At 55.3% G+C, this 6143-nt stretch carries 7 protein-coding genes; all 7 read right to left on the reverse strand.

Annotation, left to right across the window (positions count from 1 at the left end):
- Positions 1-91: 91 nt before the first annotated feature.
- On the reverse strand, positions 92-865 hold the full coding sequence (gene hisP, locus NNN71_RS23230; RefSeq protein ID WP_064543830.1) for a histidine ABC transporter ATP-binding protein HisP: 774 nt from the start codon (positions 863-865) through the stop codon (positions 92-94).
- A 7-nt stretch (positions 866-872) separates the two neighbouring features.
- Positions 873-1589 (reverse strand): ABC transporter permease, encoded by a 717-nt coding sequence (locus NNN71_RS23235; protein WP_064543828.1) that lies wholly within the window; start codon positions 1587-1589, stop codon positions 873-875.
- Positions 1586-2272, reverse strand: a complete 687-nt coding sequence (locus NNN71_RS23240) for a histidine ABC transporter permease HisQ (RefSeq protein ID WP_064543826.1) — start codon at positions 2270-2272, stop codon at positions 1586-1588. The genes NNN71_RS23235 and NNN71_RS23240 overlap by 4 nt, the downstream gene beginning before the upstream one ends.
- Before the next feature lie 64 nt (positions 2273-2336).
- A complete protein-coding gene (hisJ, locus tag NNN71_RS23245; RefSeq protein ID WP_163448740.1) occupies positions 2337-3119 on the reverse strand; it encodes a histidine ABC transporter substrate-binding protein HisJ in 783 nt (260 codons plus the stop codon).
- A 221-nt stretch (positions 3120-3340) separates the two neighbouring features.
- Positions 3341-4123 (reverse strand): lysine/arginine/ornithine ABC transporter substrate-binding protein ArgT, encoded by a 783-nt coding sequence (gene argT / locus NNN71_RS23250; RefSeq protein ID WP_163448741.1) that lies wholly within the window; start codon positions 4121-4123, stop codon positions 3341-3343.
- Between the two features lie 294 nt (positions 4124-4417).
- Positions 4418-4987, reverse strand: coding sequence for a UbiX family flavin prenyltransferase (locus NNN71_RS23255; RefSeq protein ID WP_163448742.1), 570 nt, complete (start codon positions 4985-4987; stop codon positions 4418-4420).
- A 41-nt stretch (positions 4988-5028) separates the two neighbouring features.
- Complete coding sequence (locus NNN71_RS23260; protein WP_163448743.1) at positions 5029-6042, reverse strand: LacI family DNA-binding transcriptional regulator; 1014 nt, start codon at positions 6040-6042, stop codon at positions 5029-5031.
- Positions 6043-6143: the final 101 nt, after the last annotated feature.

Genomic DNA, 6143 nt, shown 5'->3' on the forward strand with positions numbered 1-6143 from the left:
GATGCAGAAATATGACAGCCAGCAACGATAATTTATGTTGTATGTGTAGAAAAACGGAAAATAATAAAGGCTGGATTATCCAGCCTTTATTTTATTTGAGCGCGCCGCTGAGGAACTGCTGCAAGCGCGGGCTTTTCGGATTGCCGAACACCTCTTCCGGTTTGCCTTCTTCCTCAATTTTCCCCTGATGGAGGAAAATGACGTGCGAAGAGACATGGCGCGCAAAGCCCATTTCGTGGGTCACCACCACCATGGTTTTCCCCTCTTCCGCCAGTTGCTGCATGATACGCAGCACCTCGCCCACCAGTTCAGGGTCCAGCGCGGAAGTCGGTTCATCAAACAGCAAGACCTCCGGCTCCATCGCCAACGCCCGGGCAATGGACACACGCTGCTGCTGGCCACCGGACAGATGCACCGGATATTTACCCTGCTGCCGCTCGTCGATGCCCACCTTTGCCAGATACTTCACCGCCCGCTCGCGCGCTTCCTGTTTGCTCAGGCCCAGCACCTGAATGGGGGCTTCCATCACGTTCTCCAGCACCGTCATGTGGCTCCACAGATTGAAGTGCTGGAAGACCATTGTCAGGCGCGTGCGTAGCAGGCGCAGCTGGTTTTTATCGGCCACCTTGAGTTGACCGTCATTATCGCGCACCAGGCCAATATTCTGCCCATTGACGATAATCGTGCCTTCGCTCGGCTTTTCGAGGAAGTTAATGCAGCGCAGAAAAGTACTTTTTCCCGACCCCGACGAACCGATAATGCTGATCACATCGCCAGCGTTAGCTTTCAGCGACACGCCCTTCAGCACCTCGTGCTCACCGTAGCGTTTGTGCAGGTCGATTACGTTTAGTTTTTTATCAGCCATCATGTTCTCAGTGCGTAGAAGTCGGTTTCATATGCTGTAACCAGCGCTTTTCCGCTTTGCGGAACAGGCGAATCAGCACATAGGAGATAATCAAATAGAGCACCGCTGCAATGCCGAAGGCGGTAAACGGCTGATAGGTCGCCGAGTTGATATCGCGGGCAATTTTCAGCAGATCCGGGACGGTCGCGGTGAACGCCAACGCCGTCGAGTGCAGCATCAGGATCACCTCGTTGCTGTAGGCAGGCAGCGCGATGCGCAGCGCCGACGGCAGAATAATGCAGCGGTAGAGCTTAAACGATGAGAAGCCGTAGGCGCGCGCCGCTTCAATCTCCCCTGCCGGCACCGAGCGAATCGCCCCGGCGAAAATTTCGGTGGTGTAGGCGCAGGTGTTGAGCGTTAAAGCCAGCACCGTACAGTTCAGGCCGCTGCGGAAAAAAGCGTTCAGCAGTTCGGTGCCTTTGACAATCTCCAGCGTATACATCCCGGAATAGAACACCAGCAGCTGCACATACAGCGGCGTGCCGCGAAAAATATAGGTGAACAGCCACACCGGAAACTTAATGTATTTGTTGCTTGAGACGCGGGCGATGGCGAGAAACAGCGCCATAATGCCGCCCATCACCACTGACAGCACCAGCAGCCACAGGGTGATCGCCACGCCGGTAAAGCGGTAACCGTCGGTCCACAGCAGCGCTTTCCAGTACTCCTGAATAATCTCAATCACAGGTCAGCCCTCTTCACGCCCACGGAGTAGCGGCGTTCGAGCAGCAGCAACACGCCATTGGAAACGGTAGTAAATAGCAGATAAATCAAGCCACAGACGATGGCAAAATAGAACGGTTCCCAGGTGCTCTTGCCGGCCAGTTGGGTGGCCTTGACCACATCTTCCAGCCCCAGCAGCGACACCAGCGCGGTGGCTTTGAGGATCACCTGCCAGTTGTTGCCAATCCCCGGCAGCGCATAACGCATCATGGCCGGAAAAAGAATACGACGGAAGGTTTGACCGCCGGTAAAACCAAAGGCCGTCGCGGCCTCAATATGCCCTTTCGGCACGGCCATAAAGGCCCCGCGGAAGGTTTCGGTGAAATAGGCTCCGTAGATGAAACCCAGGGTGATAATCCCGGCGATCATCGGGTCAATATCAAACTGCCCGATGCCGAGCGAGTCGGTGATAAGGTTAAGTACCATCTGCAGACCATAAAAGATCAGCAGCATCAGCACCAGGTCGGGCACCCCACGAATCAGCGTGGTATAGCCCTCAAAAATTAACGCCAGTACGCGATTTCGGGAGAGCTTGGCTCCCGCGCCAACCAGACCAATAAGCACGGCCAGAACCACTGAGCTGATAGCCAGCTCAAGGGTGACAAGGGCGCCCTGAAAAATTACCTGTGAAAACCCGTACAGCATGCTGCCAGTCCTGTCTTTACGCCCATCGCCCCGTGCGTGCGAAGCGATGGGTTACTCGTGATGATTATTCGCCGTAAACGTTAAAATCGAAGTACTTCTTCGCCAGCTTGTCGTAGGTGCCGTCAGCACGCATTTCAGCAAACGCCTTGTTCAGCGCGTTCAGCAGTTCGGTATCGTCTTTACGCAGGCCCATACCGGTACCGACGCCAAACAGCTTTTCGTCTTTAATGGACGGGCCGCCGAACTGGTAGTCTTTGCCGATCGGCTGTTTCAGGAAACCTTCGCTCGCCGCCACTTCATCCTGGAACGCCGCGTCGATACGGCCGGCAGTCAGGTCAGAGTAGATATTGTCCTGGCCCTGGTAGGAGACGATTTCAATCCCTTTCGGCGCCCAGTGCTCGTTACCGTAGGTTTCCTGGGTGGTGCCCTGCAGCACGCCCACGCGCTTGCCTTTCAGCGTGGCGAGGTCCGGGGTAACCGGGGAACCTTTTTTCACCACCAGACGCGAGTCGGCGGCATAAAGTTTGTCGGTAAAGGCGATTTCCTGCTGACGTTTTTCCGTGATCGACAGCGATGACATGATGGCATCGATTTTCTTCGCTTTCAGCGAGGGGATCAGTGCGTCCAGCGGGTTCTCCACGAAGGTACATTGTGCCTGGATGCGCTTACAGAGCTCTTTTGCCAGATCAATGTCAAAACCCACTAATTCACCCTGGGCATTTTTCGACTCGAACGGTGCGTACGTTGGGTCAGTGCCGATACGTACTTTTTGCGGAATTGCTGCAAATGCGCTGGAAGCAGAAGCAAGCGCTAAGACCAGAGAAAAAGACAACGCCAGTTTTTTCATAATCATCCTCAACAGACCGAAATTCTTGTGGGTTTTTAGAAATTATCTGAGCAGTTATCGTGCCATCTTTCGGCCCATCAAGGCAAAGTATTCTGCCCTTCCGGCTGGCTTTTTTCTCATTAAAAATGCTTAATTATGCAACCATGCGCAACTTTCGAGCAAAAAACGCACCATCATGGTGCATCGATAAAAATATGCACCATGATGACACTTCAGACCGCTTAGTCGCCGTAGACGTTAAAGTTGAAGTATTTCTTCGCCATTTTGTCGTAGGTACCATCGGCACGCAGCTCCGCCAGCGCTTTATCCAGCGCCGCTTTCAACTCAACGTCGTCTTTACGTAGCCCAACGCCCGTGCCGTCGCCGAAGTATTTCTTGTCTTTTACCGACGGACCGGCAAAGTCAAAATCTTTCCCGGCGGGTTGTTTGAGGAAGCCTTCGCTGGCGGCCACTTCGTCCTGGAACGCGGCGTCAAGACGCCCGGCGGCCATGTCGGAGTAGATCAGGTCCTGATTTTGATAGGCGACCACGTCAACGCCTTTACTGCGCCAGTTTTCATTGGCATAGGCTTCCTGGGTCGATCCCTGCAGCACGCCAATATGCTTGCCTTTCAGGGCGTCCAGCGTCGGCTTAATGGCCGAGCCTTTCGCGGCTATCAGGCGAGAGTCAGCCGCGTACAGCTTGTCGGAGAAGGCAATCTCCTGCTGACGTTTTTCGGTGATGGACAATGAAGAGATGATGGCATCGATTTTCTTCGCTTTCAGCGAAGGAATCAGCGCATCAAAGTCGCTCCCCACCCAGGTGCACTTGATGCTGGCGCGTTTGCACATTTCGTTGCCCAGATCGATATCAAAGCCGATGAAATCGCCTTTGGCATCTTTCGATGAGAACGGTGCGTAGGTGGTATCGGTACCGATGCGAATGCTCTGCGGCAGTGCGGCAAAAACGCTGGCGGCGCTGCTGAGGCCCAGCAGCAAAGAGAGAGCAAGAACCGTCTTCTTCATACGTTCCCCTATTAAATCGTGATGTTGTTAACTGCGATATAGTTATGTTGTGTTGTGCTTGCCAACCTGACATTGCATCTTCTGTGCCATATTTTTCGCCTTAACAGCAAACGACGTTAAATATGTTAACAATAAGATAACAAGAGGTGAACATGAGGGAAGATATCAGCCGCAGCGTATAAATCGAGCACAAAAACGCAATCGGGATGATTAAATAGCGAGGATTTGATCGGCGTTGCAGATTTGCCCTGAAACAGGGCAAAAGATACATTAAGCGCGCTTTTTCGTGCGCGGTCAGGCTCCCGACCAGCGGGTAAACAGATCGTCCGGCAACGCGATATCGAACTGATCGAGCACCCGGTTAACGGTCTGGTTGATGACGTCATCCAGCGTTTGTGGTCGATGATAGAACGCCGGCACCGGCGGCATGATAACGGCGCCTATCTCTGCCGCCTGAGTCATCAGCCGCAAATGCCCCAGATGCAGCGGCGTTTCACGCACGCACAGCACCAACGGGCGACGCTCCTTCAGCACCACGTCGGCAGCGCGCGTCAGCAGGCCGTCAGTGTAACTGTTCACGATGCCGGAAAGGGTCTTGATGGAACAGGGTAAAATCGCCATGCCCGCCGTTTTGAACGAACCGGAGGAGATACTGGCGGCAATATCCCGCGCGTCGTGTACGACGTCAGCCAGTGCCTGAACCTCACGCAGCGACAGGTCCGTTTCCAGCGATAGCGTCTGTCGTGCCGCCAGACTCATCACCAGATGCGTTTCCACATCCGGTACAGATTGCAGCACTTCAAGCATACGCACGCCGTAAATGGCGCCGCTGGCGCCGGAGATTCCAATGATGAGTCGTTTCACGCTGACCGCCTTGTATCCGTAATGGCGCCAACTTTGCCGGATTACGGCGCCAGACGCAACCGTGACGCGCTGGCGTCGGTCACAGAACTTTCGCGGGCCACCAGCCTTACCGGCAGCAGCAGATTTCTTTCGCTCTCCTCGCCAAGCAACAACTGGAAAGCATCACGCCCCAACTCACGTTTATCGACGGCCACCGTCGACAGCGGCGGATGCGCCCAGGCCGCGGCGTCGATATCATCGAAACCGACAATCGCCACGTCTTCCGGGACGCGAATCCCCCGGCGCGCGCATTCGCGCATTGCCACCAGCGCCGCCACGTCGTTGTAGGCGAAAATCGCATCCGGCGGCTGCGCCAGCGCCAACAGCTGTGACATCCCCTCCACCAGCGCCTGCTCGATATCCTTCACCGGCGGCACCTCAATGCGGTAGGCCGCGGGCAGAACCAGACCGGCATCGAATAACGCTTGCTGGTAGCCCTCGACGCGCTGGCGAATACTGTAGTGGCGCTGAGACGTGCCCAGAAACGCAATGCGCGTTCTCCCCTGCTCCAGTAGATGGCGGGTTGCCACAAAGCCGCCGTGGTAGTTATCCGGGTTCACGCAGGGAAAGTCGGCCGCCCACAGATCGACCAGCGCCACTGGCAGCGCCGACTGGCGTAACGCTGCCAATACCTCAGGTTCAAGATATCCCGCGCAGATTAACGCGTCCGGCTGGTGCAGATTAATCAGATCCGCCACCGCATCTTCCGGGCCAATCGGCTGGAAGCTCATCGCGATGTCGTTTTCACGGCAGGCATCCGCCACGCCGAGCATCACCGTGGAATAGAACGGCAGCGCGCTGGCGATATTGTGTTCGCGGTGCAGCAAAAACAGCAGCCGCTTGATGCGCCCGCTGCGCAGGCGGCTGAAGTCGTACCCTTCCGCCTGGGCAATCGCCAGAATACGCTGTCGCGTTTCATCGCTCAGCCCCGGCTGCCCTTTCAGCGCACGAGAAACTGCCGCAATCGAGACGCCGCACGCGCTGGCAATGTCTTTGATTCGGGTTTTCTTCACCATCCTTCGCTTTACCTCATTAACGGCCTGACGGGACAAAGAGTATCACGCGTGGTCATCCCCCCTGCAATCTTAAGTTTTATTTTTACTAAACATTTTAATAT

Origin of the sequence: Kluyvera sp. Awk 3 (genome assembly GCF_028069715.1) — a bacterium.
Lineage (GTDB): Bacteria > Pseudomonadota > Gammaproteobacteria > Enterobacterales > Enterobacteriaceae > Kluyvera > Kluyvera georgiana_A.

Excerpts from the sequence above, each read along its gene's own strand:
- hisJ (WP_163448740.1), bottom strand. The coding sequence starts at position 3,119 with ATGAAAAAACTGGCGTTGTCTTTTTCTCTGGTCTTAGCGCTTGCTTCT.
- NNN71_RS23260 (WP_163448743.1), bottom strand. The coding sequence starts at position 6,042 with ATGGTGAAGAAAACCCGAATCAAAGACATTGCCAGCGCGTGCGGCGTC.
- argT (WP_163448741.1), bottom strand. The coding sequence starts at position 4,123 with ATGAAGAAGACGGTTCTTGCTCTCTCTTTGCTGCTGGGCCTCAGCAGC.
- hisP (WP_064543830.1), bottom strand. The coding sequence starts at position 865 with ATGGCTGATAAAAAACTAAACGTAATCGACCTGCACAAACGCTACGGT.
- NNN71_RS23240 (WP_064543826.1), bottom strand. The coding sequence starts at position 2,272 with ATGCTGTACGGGTTTTCACAGGTAATTTTTCAGGGCGCCCTTGTCACC.